Below are 13964 nucleotides of genomic sequence, written 5' to 3'. Positions count from 1 at the left end.
CTAATATAAAGCGTTATTTCATTGTGTAAAAATGTTTTAGATGAAAAGCTAAAATACTTGTTGAAATACACAAATTAACTGATTTTAACAACGCAGAAAATTAATTTTTTAGTACGCTCGCTCATCTTTACCTTCGAAAAAGTTTATAAATGCTTTGTTCACTACTCTATTACCTCCTATAGTAGGATAATCTCCTGTAAAGTACCAATCTCCTAAATTCTTAGGGCACGCAATATGTAGATTGTCAACTGTTTGATAAATAATTTTTATTTCTGCATTTACAGTTTCATCACTTAATAATTCAGCGATCTTATCACTTATTTCTTGATCAGTAAAACCTTCATATATTTCTTTTACAAAATTCTGAACATCTTCATCTGCTAGATTCTCCTGAGCTTTACACTTTTCATATACCTGTTCTACTAAATCATAATTACCATTCTCTTTTAATAAAGCTAATGAAGCTTTAAAGGCAATAAGCCCTTCTAGTCTAGCCATATCAATTCCATAACAATCCGGATAACGAATCTGCGGTGCAGAAGAAACTACAATAATCTTTTTTGGCTTCAGTCTATCAAGCATCTTAATTATACTCTTCTTTAGTGTGGTACCTCTTACGATACTATCATCTATGATCACTAAATTATCTTCAGATTTTACTACACCATATGTAACATCATATACGTGAGCCACTAAATCATCTCTGCTGCTGTCTTCGGTAATAAACGTTCTTAGTTTAGCATCTTTAATAGCTAATTTTTCTGTTCTAAGTCTAGCAGAAAGTATTTCTGATAAACGCTCATCGGTTAATGAATCTTTTTCAGAAAGTATTGTTTCATTTTTTTGTTTATTTAACTCGTCCTGAGCTGCCTCTACCATTCCGTAAAAGGAAGTTTCTGCTGTATTAGGAATAAAAGAAAATACTGTATTCACTGTATCGTGATTAATTTCTTTTAACACCTGTGGCATTATAAGTTTACCTAGTTTTTTTCTTTCTTCATAAATTTCGGCATCACTACCTCTAGAAAAATAAATACGTTCAAAAGAACACGCTTTTCTTTCTAAAGGTTCAATAATTTTACTTATTGATGTTTTTCCATTCTTTTTAACAATAATGGCTTTTCCAGGATCCAATTCAATCACTTTATCAAAAGGAACATTAAACACCGTTTGAATCACTGGTCTTTCTGAAGCTACTACAACTACCTCATCATCCTGATAATAATAAGCAGGTCTTATTCCTGCAGGATCTCTAAGCACAAAAGCATCTCCATGTCCTAACATTCCAGCCATTGCATATCCTCCATCCCAATCTCTTGAAGATTTTTTAAGTATTTTGGCAACGTTTAATCTTTCTACAATTTGTGGAGATGCATCAACTTTACTAAAACCTTCTTTCTTCAGTTTCTTATATAATTTAGCTACTTCAGAATCCAAAAAATGTCCAATTTTCTCCATCACGGTAACGGTATCAACGTGATCTTTTGGATGCTGACCTAGTCGCACTAGGTTGTCAAATAAAACATTGTTATTGGTCATATTAAAATTTCCAGCAACAATAAGATTACGATGCATCCAATTATTTTGTCTCAAAAACGGATGAACACTTTCTACACTGTTTTTTCCAAAAGTTCCATAACGGACATGACCTAAAAGAACCTCTCCTATATATGGAATGTTTTTTTTCTGTAAATCAACATCATCAGCATACTCTGGATGTTCGACAAGTTCTTTATTAATTCTGTCATTAATCTGAGAGAATATATGCTGAATTGGTTGAGAGTCACTCGAACGAACTCTACTAATATATCTCTCACCTGGAGGTGTATCTAATTTAATACTTGAAAATCCGGCTCCATCTTGTCCACGATTATGTTGCTTTTCCATCATCAGATACATTTTATTTACTCCATAAAATGCACTTCCGTATTTCTCCTTATAATACTCTAATGGTTTTAGTAGTCTAATAAATGCTATTCCGCATTCATGTTTTAAGGCATCACTCATTGTATTCCAAAAATTCTATTGTTGTGTTTGTATATCGTAGGTCTAATATTAATAGCCAATTAAAAAAGCCCTTACACGAAACGAGCAGGGCTAATTATTTATCATTAAGACAATTCTATTTCAAACTGCGTAAGTTCCTTAAATTGTTGAAGTCGTTTCTGAACTTCTTCCCGTTTTAAATTCTCCATTCTTTCCGTTCCAAATTTTTCTACACAAAAGGAAGCCAAATTAGAAGCGTGAATAATTGCTTTCTTCATACTCTCAAATGAAAGGTCTCCCGTTTTTGTCAAATACCCTGCAAAACCTCCTGCAAAAGTATCTCCGGCTCCAGTTGGATCAAAAACTTCTTCTAATGGTAATGCAGGAGCAAAGAAAATTTGACCATTATGAAATAACAGCGCTCCGTGTTCTCCCTTTTTAATTACCACATATTTAGGCCCCATCTTTTCTATCACTCTTGCTGCTTTAACCAAAGAATATTCACCACTTAACTGCCTTGCTTCTTCATCATTGATAGTAATAACATCTACTTTGGCAATTACTTTATGCAAATCATTAATAAACGCATCCTCCATCCAAAAGTTCATAGTATCTAGTATTGCTAACTTTGGCTTTACCTCAAACTGTTCAAGAACACTAAGCTGAACTAAAGGATTTAAATTACCTAATACTACAATCTCAGCATCTTTATAACTATCCGGAACAACTGGCTGAAAATCTGCAAGTACATTAAGCTGTGTTTCTAATGTATCTCTAGAGTTTAAATCATTATGATACTTACCTCTCCAGAAAAAAGTTTTTCCACCTTCTACAATTTTTATTGCAGAAGTATCAATATTCTTTTCTTCTAGTGTTTTAAAATAGTCTTTAGGAAAATCTTCTCCCACAACGGAAACAATTGCTGATGGAATATTAAAGTTAGAAGCCGAAAGTGCGATATAAGGTGCTGCTCCACCTAAAATTTTATCTGTTTTGCCAAAAGGCGTCTCGATTGCATCAAAAGCAACAGAACCTACTATCAATAATTTGCTCATAAAATAGCTTATAATTTTTTTGCAAATATACGCTTTACTTTTAAGTAATTATATGATTGTAACAAACTTGGTTACTTCAATAATCTTTATATGTTTAAAAGAACGTATTGTTCCTTAATATGAACTTTTTACACCTCATAATTACTTCCTAAAAAAACCAAAACTCGTTTGTCAATAAAATCTTTAATGAAAGATATTTTATTTAGAAACGGTAGGGTCTTCATATTTATAACTGTTTTCTATATAACTAATACACAAACTTTATATTATTATGAAAAAAACCAAATTAACTAAACTTGTTTTAACAACTTTGATTTCATTTTCATTGTTTAATTGTGAAAAAGATTCCGAAGATGTTTTTGAATCGAATCAAAATACAGCTGCAAAATCAGCTCATGTTTGTATCGAAAAATGGAACACAGGCGACAACAATTCTAAAGCTGCTAGTCTAAAAGCCAAACAGTGGCAAACTGGTCAAACTATCCGAGTAAAGTTTTTAAATGGAAATAACTTTGTTCAATCCAAAGTGAGACAGTATGCTGTAGAATGGGAAGATCATGCAAATATTAAATTTGAATGGGTGGCGTCTAATAGTAGTGCTAACATTAAAATTGGTTTTAGAGAAGGTCAATTTGCAAACGACGGAGGATCTTGGTCATATCTGGGAACTGATTCTAATAATCAAGCGCACAGTATGCATTTTGGATGGTTTAACAACAATACTTCTGATACGGAGTTCCGAAGAACTACCATTCACGAATTTGGACATGCACTTGGTTTAATTCACGAACATCAAAATCCTGTAGCAGGAATAAACTGGGATAAAGAAGCAGTATATGCATATTATGCAGGACCACCTAACAACTGGAGCAGAGATCAAGTAGACAATAATCTTTTCAGACGTTATGATACTAATATTTCTAACTATAGTGTATACGATCCAAAATCTATTATGCATTATCCTATCCCAGCAGAACACACTACAGATGGCATAGCCGTAGGAAGTAATACTCAATTATCAGCAACAGATAAATCTTTTATAGCTTCTATTTATCCAGGCACTAATTCTGGCGGAGGCAACTGTGATGGAGTAGCTGCGTATAATAATAATGTTTCATATTTTGTTGGTGATAAAGTAACCTACCAAGGAAATCTATACCAAAGAACTGCAAGTGGATGGAATAATCTTGGAGCATGTGATAGTATTCCCAGTACTGATATTTGTGATGGAATAGCTCCATATAATAATAGTATTTCTTATTCTGTTGGTGATAAAGTGACCTATCAAGGAAATCTATACCAAAGAACTGCAAGCGGATGGAATAATCTTGGAGCATGTGGTAGCTAACAAAAGCAAAAACTTATTGCCCAATTAACACTATTATAGACAATAAATAGAAGTACCCTGTTATTTACGCTTCAGGGTATTTCTATTCAATTTTAACCATTCTATCAGTATTGATATTAATTAATGTTTTTGTGATTTTACCATAATAATTTTACGGTTAAATTTCATTTTCCTTCAAAAAAACTTGTTTTCTTACTAAAATTGTGTTAATTTTATGAAATATTTAACAAACTCAACTACATTATGAAAACAAAAAAGTTCGCCAGACTAGCTCTGGCTACACTAGTCTCATTTTCTCTTTCAAATTGTGATAAGGATACAGAAGATGTTTTTGAAACGAATGAAATCGATTATGCTAAGAGTGCACATGTATGTATTGCTAAGTGGGATTCTCCTTATGGCGCAAAAGCAACCAGCGTTAAAGATAAGCAATGGGAAACAGGTCAAACTATTAGAATAAAATTTTTAAATGGAAGCAGCTTTGTTCAATCTAAGGTTAGACAATATGCTGTACAATGGGAAGATTATGCAAACCTCAAGTTTGAATGGGTTTCTTCAAATAGTAGTGCAAATATCAAAATTGCTTTTAGAGAAGGTCAATATGCAAATGAAGCAGGTTCATGGTCTTATTTAGGAACTGATTCTAACGATTTTGCACATAGTATGCATTTTGGGTGGTTTAATGATAGTACCACGGATGCAGAATTTAGAAGAACAACAATCCACGAATTTGGACATGCGCTAGGATTAATTCATGAGCATCAGAATCCTGTTGCTGGAATTAATTGGGATAAAGAAACTGTTTACGCATACTATGCAGGACCACCAAATAATTGGTCTAGAGCACAGGTTGATAATAACCTTTTTAGACGTTATGAGGCTAGTATTACTAATTATAGTACATATGATCCACTATCAATTATGCATTACCCAATTCCTGCAGAACATACATTAGATGGAGTTGGAGTAGGTTCTAACAATCAATTATCTGCAACCGACAAAGCTTTTATTGGTTCCATATATCCATTTCCTGATACAGGAGGTGATCCTTGTGCCGGAGTAGCTCCGTATAGCGGAGGTGTTTCATATTCTGTTGGAGATCAAGTAACTTATAACGGAGATTTATACCAAAGAACTTCTAGTGGATGGTCTAATCTTGGAGCGTGTGGTCCTGTTAGTAGTGATCCATGTGATGGTGTAGCTCCATACAATGGTAGTACTTCGTACTCTACTGGAGATCAAGTAACTTATAATGGAGATTTATACCAAAGAACTGCTTCAGGATGGAGTAATCTTGGACCTTGTGGTGGATAAAAATAATTCATAAAACAAGTAAAATATTAAAAAATGCCCTGAAATTTTTATCAGGGCATTTTTTTTAACAATAGTAATTATATACTATTCAGAATCTTATTTCCTACCAAAATCAGCTGGAATTTCTCCCCACGCTTTGGTCTCCCATTTTACAATTTTAGTAGTGTATTTATTTTCTTTGAGCCACAGAATTGCACGATCCACCAAATCAAACATCTCTTTATTCTTTGAATTACGTGGTAATTTTGTCTTACATGTTTTCTTTTGCACCCAACCCATAGCAATTCTAGAATCTGTATATAAAATTCGATCGCTTCCTTTCTTTTTTAGATATGCCAATCCGTGTACTAAAGCCAAAAATTCACCTATATTATTTGTTCCCTGAGGAAAAGGGCCTTGATGAAAAAGTTGCTTCTCTGTTTGCGTATCCACACCTCTATATTCCATCTTACCAGGATTTCCGCTTGATGCTGCATCTACTGCAATAGAATATAAGTTAGGTTCTCCTATTTTTGCCAATTGTTCCTTAGTAAGAGAAGATTTAGGTTTACTTTTCCCTTTATAATCTTCATAATTACCATTGTATGCCTTTTTGGCCAAATCAAAAGATTCGAATGACTTAAATTTTGCATTAGCATATCCTTTTACCGCAGCTTTACAATCATCCCATTTGGTATAAATTCCAGGTTTGTGTCCTTCCCAGACAACATAAAACTTTTCCTTTTTTGCCATAATTATTTATCTTCTTCAGAAAACAAAAGTTCTTCTATAACGATAGGAAAGTGTTTATATTCTAATTCATGAATTGCCCTAGCGACATCATCAGCTGAGTAATGATGCTCTACAGGAGTTTTTGCCTGAAAAATAATGGCACCTTCATCATAATGTTCATTCACATAATGAATAGTTATACCTGTTTCTTTTTCCTTATTTCTTACTACTGCCTCATGCACGTGGTTACCATACATTCCTTTTCCACCATATTTAGGAAGTAATGCTGGATGTATATTAATCACTTTATTAGGAAAAATATCAATAATCTTTTTAGGAAAAATCCATAAGAATCCCGCCAAAACTATTACATCAGGCTGTGCGTCCTTTAATATATTTAATACATCATTAGACGTATAAAATGATTCTTTATCAAAGTGTAAGGCCTTTACCTTAAGGTCATGAGCACGTTTTAAAACTTTGGCACGCAGGTTGTTAGAAAACACATGTGTAACCTCGGCATTTTTCCGTTCTTGAAAGTATTTAATTATATTCTCGGCATTGGTACCGGAACCGGAAGCAAAAATTATGATACGCTTCATAGATAGAGTTGTTTTAGAGAGCACAAAAAAAATAATTATTATCCATTTTTAGGTAGCAAAAAGCCAATACTTCCATATATTTGATAAAATACAAATACATTTTTAGCGGATTGTGGGGTTTTAAAATAAAGTTTTTTATTTTTGCCACCTAATTAAAAAATTAAAATTAAACATTATGTCAGACATTGCATCAAGAGTAAAAGCGATAATCGTTGACAAATTAGGAGTAGACGAAAATGAGGTTGTAACTGAAGCTAGCTTCACAAATGACCTAGGCGCTGATTCGTTAGACACTGTAGAATTGATTATGGAATTCGAAAAAGAATTCGATATTCAGATTCCAGATGATCAAGCTGAAAACATTGCAACAGTTGGTCAAGCAATATCTTATATTGAAGACGCAAAGTAATAACTTCACAACACAATATGAATCTTAAGCGAGTTGTAGTCACAGGACTAGGGGCATTGACGCCCATCGGTAACAATATTGAAGAATATTGGGATGGATTAGTAAATGGTAAAAGCGGTTGCGCACCCATTACATATTTCGATACCGAACATTTCAAGACTAAATTTGCTTGCGAAGTCAAAAATTATAATCCCACAGATTATTTCGAAAGAAAAGAAGCACGTAAACTTGATAAGTTTGCGCAGTACGCTATTGTTTCTTCTGAAGAAGCTATAAAAGATGCTGCTATCGATCTTGAGAAGGTTGATAAATTTAGAGTTGGTGTTATCTGGGGTGCAGGTATTGGTGGATTAGAAACTTTTCAGGAAGAAGTAATTGGTTATGCCAATGGAAATGGAACACCGCGTTTCAATCCTTTCTTCATCCCAAAAATGATTGCCGATATTGCTCCTGGTCACATTTCTATTAGAAATGGTTTTATGGGACCTAATTATACCACGGTTTCGGCTTGTGCTTCATCAGCCAATTCTATGATCGATGCTCTAAACTATATTCGTTTAGGACATTGCGATATCATTGTAACAGGAGGAAGTGAAGCAGCAGTTACAATTGCTGGTATGGGAGGATTTAATGCTATGCATGCATTATCTACAAGAAATGAGAGTCCGGAAACTGCCTCGAGACCTTTTGATGCAACCAGAGATGGTTTTGTCTTAGGAGAAGGTGGTGGTGCTCTTATCCTTGAAGAATATGAACACGCAAAAGCACGTGGCGCAAAAATCTATGCAGAGGTTGTTGGTGGTGGAATGTCTAGTGATGCTTATCACATGACTGCCCCGCATCCAGATGGGATTGGAGTAGAACGTGTAATGCTTAATTGTTTACGAGATGCAGGTGTAAACCCAGAACAAGTAGATGCTATAAATACTCATGGAACATCCACTCCTTTAGGAGATGTTGCAGAATTGAAAGCTATTACTAAAGTTTTTGGTGATCACGCACCTAACATGAATATAAATTCAACAAAATCTATGACTGGACACTTACTTGGTGCAGCTGGAGCTATAGAATCAATTGCTTCTATACTTGCAATGCAACATAGCATCGTGCCTCCAACGATCAATCACACTACTGTGGATGAAAACATAGACAACAGGTTAAATTTAACACTAAACAAAGCTCAAAAACGTGAGATTACGTATGCAATGAGTAACACATTTGGCTTCGGAGGTCATAATGCTTGTGTATTATTTAAAAAACTAGACGAATAATAATGAGTGTTATTCGCAACATATTAAATTCCCGCTCTGATAAGAACGGGAATTTTTTTTCTAAAATTCAAAATATCGTAGGCTTTAAGCCCAAAAACATTGGCCCTTACGAAAAAGCTTTTACGCATCGATCTCTAAACCTTAAGGATAAAAAAGGAAATGCGGTTAATTATGAACGACTAGAATTTCTTGGAGATGCCATGCTTAGTAGCGTTATCGCTGCCCATTTATTTAAAGAAGTGCCTGAAGGTAATGAAGGGTATCTTACCAAGATGCGAGCTAAAGTAGTAAGTAGAAAACACCTAAACGAACTAGGAAAAGATCTTAAATTAATAGAACTAGTAAGAACTAATATCCCAAAATCTCAATTTGGTATAAATATTCATGGTAATCTATTCGAAGCATTAATTGGGGCAATTTATCTAGATAGAGGATTTGTTTATTGTGAACGTTTTATACACGAATCTGTTATCAATCCTTATGTAGACATTGAAAGTCTAGAAGGACAAATTATTAGTTATAAAAGTTTGTTGATAGAATGGTGTCAAAAGGTAAAGAAGAATTTTAACTATGAAATCTATGAAGATACCGGAAAAGATGAAATGAAACATTTTGCGGTAAAACTCTGGATCGATGAAAAAGTAGTAGCAAAAGCAAGAGCAACTTCTAAGAAAAAAGCTGAAGAAAAAGCTTCTAAAAGAGCATATTTCGCATTTCAGTCCAAAATTAATTTCCCATAAAAATTTAGTTTTCTTTTATTTCTATTCTAAAAAGCTGTTAATAGATTATAAAATTGTCATTTTAACGTCACTTTTACCCATGCTTACCTAAAAGATACTAACTCAATCGTTTTCGTACAATATCTTTATGTTTTATTAAACTCCTAAGGAGATTTTATTTGTATATTTCTCGATAATTCTGGAAAAATATAAATTTTAATGGCAATCCAAAGGTTAATTTTAGATACCCTAGAAGATGATGATTATGATCTAATTGCCATCCATAGTTCGCTAGCTTCATATCGATTAGCTTTTGCGTTAAATAAATATATCGATCTTAGACTTTTCAGAAAAGATCAAGATATAAAATTTGAATATGATGCCCAATCGGCGAGTTTTCCGCTGTTTCAATATCATGACCATTTTCAATATAATACTTATAGTCTTTTGGGAAATAAATTTAAGACAAAAGTTAAATCTGATAGTGCGCCAACAGAAGGTTTGTTTGCTGAGGCAATGGAAGAACGCTATGTTACCAAACACCTCATCCCAGAACTAAAAAATGTGGATTACTTTCTGAAGATAGAAGCTGAAACTTCTCAGTTTTCAAGTAAAACATTAACTACTAATCTACTTACTATACCACAAATTATTACAGCTTACGTAGTAGATTATACACAACTAAAATCAAAGAACAACTTAATATTTGAATAATGCCGAAAACTAAGAAAACTAAAATAGTGGCAACACTTGGACCCGCTACCAGTACAAAAGATGTATTGAAAAAAATGCTAGATGCGGGTGTAAATGTTTTTAGAATTAATTTTTCTCATGCTGACTATGAAGATGTAAAAGAACGAGTTAAAATGATACGTGATTTAGGTTCTAAACATGGCTACAATGCAGCTATTCTAGCAGACTTACAAGGCCCTAAATTAAGGGTTGGTGTTATGAAAGGAGATGTCATTGTTAATGATGGTGATCATATTAATTTTGTCACAGGAAAGCCTTTTGAAGGTACCGCAGAAAGTGTTTATATGAACTATGATACTTTTCCTAAAGATGTAAAATCAGGGGAAAGAATTTTACTAGATGATGGAAAATTAATTTTCGAAGTAGTTTCCTCTAATAATAAAGATACCGTAAAGGCCAAAGTAATTCAAGGAGGACCTCTAAGATCTAAAAAGGGAGTGAACTTACCTAATACAAATATTTCATTACCGGCTCTTACAGAAAAAGATATTAAGGACGCTATTTTTGCTTGTAGTCTTCAGGTTGATTGGGTTGCCTTATCTTTCGTACGTCACGCACAGGATCTTATTCAATTACAAGACTTGATTAAAGAACATAGTGAACATAAAATTCCTATTGTTGCTAAAATCGAAAAACCAGAAGGTGTAGAAAATATTGATAAAATTGTTGCATACTGTGATGGTTTAATGGTAGCGCGAGGAGATCTTGGAGTAGAAATTCCTGCTCAAGAAGTTCCTCTTATACAAAAGAAACTAGTTTTAAAAGCTAAAACAGCAAGAATTCCAGTAATCATTGCCACTCAGATGATGGAAACTATGATAGATAGTTTAACACCGACACGTGCAGAGGTTAATGATGTTGCTAATTCCGTTATGGATGGTGCAGATGCAGTTATGTTATCAGGTGAAACCTCTGTTGGTAAATATCCAGTGCAGGTTATTGAGACTATGACCAAAATTATTAATAGTGTTGAAAACTCGGACTTAATTCAGGTTCCTCAAAGTCCACCTCATATCAGAACAAATAGATTTATTACCAAATCTATTTGTTATCACGCTGCGCATATGGCAAACGATATAGAAGCTAAAGCAATCTGCACACTTACTAATAGTGGATATACTGCCTTTCAAATCTCTGCGTGGAGACCTGGCGCTCATATTTTAGTTTTTACCAGCAATAGAAGAATTCTTTCTCAACTTAGTCTTTTATGGGGAGTAAAAGCATTCTATTATGATAAATATGTAAGTACCGATGAAACAGTACAAGACGTTAACAATTTAGCCTTAGAAAGAGGTTTTGTTCAAAAAAACGACATGTTAATTAATCTTGCGGCTATGCCGGTAGTCGAAAAAGGAATGGTAAATACATTAAGGGTATCTCAGATGTAAATATACCTCAATCATAATATTTAAATATTATAAAAAGACTTCTTAATAAGAAGTCTTTTTGTTTTTAGGCTATACTAAAGATCGATTCTAGGTCTTCAATTGTTACAGGTTTAATTAAATAATCTTTTACACCTTTTATATTCTTTGCCTTAGTAATATCGAGTGGATTAATAGAGGAGCTAACAATATATAATGTAATGACCTTCCCAAAATTATTTTTAATACTGATAAATTGTTCTAAAAACTCCCAACCATCCATAACTGGCATGTTTAGATCTAAAAAAATTATTTCAGGAATATTTTCTTCCCTTACATTGGTTAGAATAGCTTCAAAATAACTCAAAGCTTCTTTTCCATTTTCGAAAACTAATAAATTTTTACAAAGCTGTTTTGCTTCAATTATTCGTTTTACCAAATTTACATAGACACTATCATCATCGATAATGCATGCCAATTCTATTTTATCGCCCATTATATAAGAATTATGTGTGTTTAAAATTCTATTGTAAAAGTAGTTCCTTTATTCACTTCACTTTCTACACTTATAGTGCCATCCATCGATTCTACCTGATTCTTTGTTAAGAACAATCCGATGCCAACAGCATCTTTATTGTAATGAAAAGTTTTATACATCCCAAACACTTTATCTTTAAAGAGTTTCAGGTCAATACCTACACCATTATCAGAAACTTTTAAAAACTTATTTCCATCATCTACATATGTCTTTATAAAAATAATAGGTTCTCTATCTGGATGTTTATATTTTATTGCATTCGTTATTAAATTGAGTAAGATACTTTCTAAATACGCCGGTATATAGGCAATCTCTTCTACTTCATTAAAATCAGCTTGTATCTCAGCGTTGCTATTGCTAATCATATGACTAATACCATTAACTACCAATTTTAAAGCATCTTTAAATTTAATTAGTACTCTTTCTTGTTTATTATTAGTCTGTATAGTAACAATCTCGTTAAGATGTTCTATCGTAGTATTTAAGTTAGTCGAAATTGTCTTCACTTCTTTAATTAACTCCTCCTTTTCTTTGGGATCATCAATATCTTCTATAAGCTGAACTAATAAGGACAAGTTACTTGTGTGTGATCTAAGATTATGTGAGACAATGTGCGCAAAATTGAATAGTCGAGAATTCTGAGCGGCAATAATGTCCACTGATTTCTGTAAACTAACTTCTTTTCTTTTAATATCATCAATGTCCTGAAAAACTCCTCGAATACCAATAATTTCTTTGTTCTCGTTATATATTGGTTTTCCGATTGCTCTGGCCCAAAACTCCCTATTATTAGCAGTAACCATTTTAATTTCGGTATTAAATGGAGTTCCCATCATAGCACAATTAAAAAAACAATCAGCTGCCAATTGTCTATGATCTTCGGAATAATAACTTGCCGAATCTTTTAGAGATGGTTTATAATCTTCCGGATACTCGAGTATCCTATAAGTTTCAAAATCCCAAGAACTTTCTTTTTTATGAAAATCTACATACCAACTGCCTGTAGCAGTCATTTGAGCAGTCTCTTTATAGTAGAAATTATCTTTTTTTATAGTCTTGTCTGGTTCAAGTTTAATTTCGAAGAAAAAAACAAAACTAGCTTCTGCCTTAATATTTACAGGTAATGCATCATTAGTAACACAACGAAATAATTGATAATTTCCTTTAGCATTTAATATTTTAATATGCTGTTTAAAATTTACCGTATTTATTCGATAGTTCAAGAAATTATCTCTGAAGACATCAATATCTTCTTTGTGAATAAGATGCTCTAAAAAATAATCAAAATTTGATTGGACTTCATCTTTAGAGTATCCAAGAATTTCATAAAATCTTTCTGACCAATTTTCTCTATACGGATCGCTATGCAACTCCCAATAACCCGTATTGAAGTCTTGCATCACATTGTTAAAAAGTTCATTCTGGAGCATTTAAAGTTGGTTAAAATATAAAGGTTCTAACAATATAAGGATTTCTAATTGTTTTCTTCTATTCTGTCCAACCTTATAGACAATGCTTTTGTAGAAATCTGTACTTCTATAAATGATAATAAAAGCGAAATCATCAAAGCAAATAAACTTATCCCAAATATTAAATTCGCTAAGCTATTATTTTCTACATATAATAAGAACATAGTAATTACACTCGTAAGAAAACTAATAATAGCGATCGCTTGCATATTTCTAATCAACCACAATCGTTTTCTAAGATTTTTAATTTGTAATACGGTGTTTTTTGATGGTGAATTTAGGTATTCCTTATGCAACTGTCTTATTAATGCTGCTATTGCCAAATATCTAGCGTTATAAGCCAACATGGTTAACGATATTGCTGGAAAAAGTAAAGCTGGGATTCCCATGGTTAGTGCCATAATAATAAAAGTTTGACACTAAGT

General features: G+C 33.0%; 14 protein-coding genes. 7 read left to right on the top strand and 7 right to left on the bottom strand.

The genetic code is table 11. From position 1 onward, the window contains the following. Positions 1-108: 108 nt before the first annotated feature. Both NMK29_RS21465 and NMK29_RS21460 read right to left on the bottom strand, forming a co-directional pair. Positions 109-2007, bottom strand: a complete 1899-nt coding sequence (locus NMK29_RS21465) for an amidophosphoribosyltransferase (RefSeq protein WP_108804683.1) — start codon at positions 2005-2007, stop codon at positions 109-111. Positions 2008-2111: 104 nt separating this feature from the next. Beyond that, positions 2112-3041 (bottom strand): PfkB family carbohydrate kinase, encoded by a 930-nt coding sequence (locus NMK29_RS21460; protein WP_027394589.1) that lies wholly within the window; start codon positions 3039-3041, stop codon positions 2112-2114. Positions 3042-3312: 271 nt separating this feature from the next. On the opposite strand from NMK29_RS21460, the gene NMK29_RS21455 reads away from it, so the two are divergent. Further along, on the top strand, positions 3313-4389 hold the full coding sequence (locus NMK29_RS21455) for a M12 family metallopeptidase (protein ID WP_108804682.1): 1077 nt from the start codon (positions 3313-3315) through the stop codon (positions 4387-4389). A 243-nt stretch (positions 4390-4632) separates the two neighbouring features. After that, positions 4633-5703 carry a matrixin family metalloprotease gene (locus NMK29_RS21450; protein WP_108805455.1) on the top strand — a complete coding sequence of 357 codons (1071 nt, stop codon included), beginning with the start codon at positions 4633-4635 and terminating at the stop codon, positions 5701-5703. 96 nt (positions 5704-5799) lie between these two features. Here NMK29_RS21450 and NMK29_RS21445 read toward each other — a convergent pair whose 3' ends face one another. Both NMK29_RS21445 and NMK29_RS21440 read right to left on the bottom strand, forming a co-directional pair. Continuing rightward, positions 5800-6435 carry a viroplasmin family protein gene (locus NMK29_RS21445; RefSeq protein ID WP_108804681.1) on the bottom strand — a complete coding sequence of 212 codons (636 nt, stop codon included), beginning with the start codon at positions 6433-6435 and terminating at the stop codon, positions 5800-5802. Positions 6436-6437: 2 nt separating this feature from the next. Next, positions 6438-7016 (bottom strand): phosphoribosylglycinamide formyltransferase, encoded by a 579-nt coding sequence (locus NMK29_RS21440; RefSeq protein ID WP_108804680.1) that lies wholly within the window; start codon positions 7014-7016, stop codon positions 6438-6440. 175 nt (positions 7017-7191) lie between these two features. Here NMK29_RS21440 and NMK29_RS21435 point away from each other — a divergent pair, with 175 nt between their 5' ends. The 5 genes from NMK29_RS21435 to pyk all read left to right on the top strand — a co-directional run bounded on the left by NMK29_RS21435 (position 7192) and on the right by pyk (position 11556). Beyond that, a complete protein-coding gene (locus NMK29_RS21435) occupies positions 7192-7425 on the top strand; it encodes an acyl carrier protein (protein ID WP_027394586.1) in 234 nt (77 codons plus the stop codon). A 17-nt stretch (positions 7426-7442) separates the two neighbouring features. Further along, positions 7443-8696, top strand: a complete 1254-nt coding sequence (fabF, locus tag NMK29_RS21430; RefSeq protein ID WP_027394585.1) for a beta-ketoacyl-ACP synthase II — start codon at positions 7443-7445, stop codon at positions 8694-8696. A gap of 2 nt (positions 8697-8698) precedes the next feature. Beyond that, positions 8699-9436, top strand: coding sequence for a ribonuclease III (rnc, locus tag NMK29_RS21425; RefSeq protein WP_027394584.1), 738 nt, complete (start codon positions 8699-8701; stop codon positions 9434-9436). Positions 9437-9634: 198 nt separating this feature from the next. After that, complete coding sequence (locus NMK29_RS21420) at positions 9635-10129, top strand: IPExxxVDY family protein (RefSeq protein ID WP_108804679.1); 495 nt, start codon at positions 9635-9637, stop codon at positions 10127-10129. Next, a complete protein-coding gene (gene pyk / locus NMK29_RS21415) occupies positions 10129-11556 on the top strand; it encodes a pyruvate kinase (RefSeq protein ID WP_108804678.1) in 1428 nt (475 codons plus the stop codon). Before NMK29_RS21420 ends, pyk begins: the two co-directional genes overlap by 1 nt. 64 nt (positions 11557-11620) lie before the next feature. On the opposite strand, the gene NMK29_RS21410 is transcribed toward pyk, so the two are convergent. Genes NMK29_RS21410 through NMK29_RS21400 form a run of 3 tightly spaced genes read right to left on the bottom strand, consistent with a single transcriptional unit; the run spans position 11621 to position 13940 of the window. Further along, positions 11621-12028: a response regulator gene (locus NMK29_RS21410; protein WP_108804677.1), complete on the bottom strand. Its 408-nt coding sequence runs from the start codon at positions 12026-12028 to the stop codon at positions 11621-11623. Between the two features lie 20 nt (positions 12029-12048). Continuing rightward, positions 12049-13500 carry a PAS domain-containing sensor histidine kinase gene (locus NMK29_RS21405; RefSeq protein ID WP_108804676.1) on the bottom strand — a complete coding sequence of 484 codons (1452 nt, stop codon included), beginning with the start codon at positions 13498-13500 and terminating at the stop codon, positions 12049-12051. A gap of 44 nt (positions 13501-13544) precedes the next feature. After that, entirely contained in the window at positions 13545-13940 is a 396-nt protein-coding gene (locus NMK29_RS21400) for a DUF2721 domain-containing protein (protein WP_027394579.1), read from the bottom strand. Positions 13941-13964 lie beyond the last annotated feature (24 nt).

The sequence above is a fragment of the Aquimarina sp. Aq107 genome, assembly GCF_943733665.1.
Classification (GTDB): domain Bacteria; phylum Bacteroidota; class Bacteroidia; order Flavobacteriales; family Flavobacteriaceae; genus Aquimarina.
This window is presented reverse-complemented; position numbering and strand designations above follow the sequence as displayed.

Excerpts from the sequence above, each read along its gene's own strand:
- NMK29_RS21405 (WP_108804676.1), bottom strand. The coding sequence starts at position 13,500 with ATGCTCCAGAATGAACTTTTTAACAATGTGATGCAAGACTTCAATACG.
- NMK29_RS21445 (WP_108804681.1), bottom strand. The coding sequence starts at position 6,435 with ATGGCAAAAAAGGAAAAGTTTTATGTTGTCTGGGAAGGACACAAACCT.
- NMK29_RS21450 (WP_108805455.1), top strand. The coding sequence starts at position 4,633 with ATGAAAACAAAAAAGTTCGCCAGACTAGCTCTGGCTACACTAGTCTCA.
- fabF (WP_027394585.1), top strand. The coding sequence starts at position 7,443 with ATGAATCTTAAGCGAGTTGTAGTCACAGGACTAGGGGCATTGACGCCC.
- NMK29_RS21455 (WP_108804682.1), top strand. The coding sequence starts at position 3,313 with ATGAAAAAAACCAAATTAACTAAACTTGTTTTAACAACTTTGATTTCA.
- NMK29_RS21465 (WP_108804683.1), bottom strand. The coding sequence starts at position 2,007 with ATGAGTGATGCCTTAAAACATGAATGCGGAATAGCATTTATTAGACTA.
- NMK29_RS21420 (WP_108804679.1), top strand. The coding sequence starts at position 9,635 with ATGGCAATCCAAAGGTTAATTTTAGATACCCTAGAAGATGATGATTAT.
- NMK29_RS21435 (WP_027394586.1), top strand. The coding sequence starts at position 7,192 with ATGTCAGACATTGCATCAAGAGTAAAAGCGATAATCGTTGACAAATTA.
- pyk (WP_108804678.1), top strand. The coding sequence starts at position 10,129 with ATGCCGAAAACTAAGAAAACTAAAATAGTGGCAACACTTGGACCCGCT.
- NMK29_RS21400 (WP_027394579.1), bottom strand. The coding sequence starts at position 13,940 with ATGGCACTAACCATGGGAATCCCAGCTTTACTTTTTCCAGCAATATCG.
- NMK29_RS21460 (WP_027394589.1), bottom strand. The coding sequence starts at position 3,041 with ATGAGCAAATTATTGATAGTAGGTTCTGTTGCTTTTGATGCAATCGAG.
- NMK29_RS21410 (WP_108804677.1), bottom strand. The coding sequence starts at position 12,028 with ATGGGCGATAAAATAGAATTGGCATGCATTATCGATGATGATAGTGTC.
- NMK29_RS21440 (WP_108804680.1), bottom strand. The coding sequence starts at position 7,016 with ATGAAGCGTATCATAATTTTTGCTTCCGGTTCCGGTACCAATGCCGAG.
- rnc (WP_027394584.1), top strand. The coding sequence starts at position 8,699 with ATGAGTGTTATTCGCAACATATTAAATTCCCGCTCTGATAAGAACGGG.